The sequence below is a fragment of the Vibrio sp. YT-19(2023) genome (assembly GCF_033337395.1).
In genome coordinates this window covers 1-507 of record NZ_JAWOQN010001213.1, presented here as the reverse complement: position 1 = coordinate 507, position 507 = coordinate 1, and the positions used below count along the sequence as shown (strand labels likewise).

The following is a 507-nucleotide window of genomic DNA, read 5'->3' as shown; positions in this document are numbered from 1 at the left end:
GTTGGACTCTTTCTTGTGCCTATTAGCGTGTCAGCGATTGTGGTTGCGTGGCATTTAGATTTGCTTACGCCAGAGGCTCAAGCGGTTACGCCAGAGGTAGTGGTGGCGGAAGTCGTACAACCATTTGAAGTTTTAGATTATCCAGAATCAACGGATCTTGCTCAACTGCCACGAGAATGGCCGAGTGCCGAGTTATCTCGCGACATTGGGACATTCTTGCAACCCTCCGAGTATGCCAACGAGGGTGAGGCTCCAGATCTGACAACGGCTACTCCCGTCACGAGCACAGCATCTACGCATCGTCGTGACGACTTAGGTTTGTCATTGGATGATCTAGACTTGTCTTCCTTGTCTCCAGATCTCGCCAAAAAAGTGGAAAATGCGCTGTCTCAAAACGATGCGCCGACTTCTGCATCGTCACAGGTGAATGACTTGGAGCGCAATGCGCAGCAGTGGCAAGGACGTCTTCCGGCCCTTAATTTGCAAACGCACATGTATGCCAGTGAT

At 50.9% G+C, this 507-nt stretch carries 1 protein-coding gene; it reads left to right on the top strand.

Annotated elements, in window-relative coordinates; all coding sequences use genetic code 11:
* Positions 1 to 507, top strand: a 507-nt coding sequence (locus tag R7E78_RS30905; RefSeq protein WP_318059240.1) for a hypothetical protein, incomplete at both ends; no start/stop codon positions are given.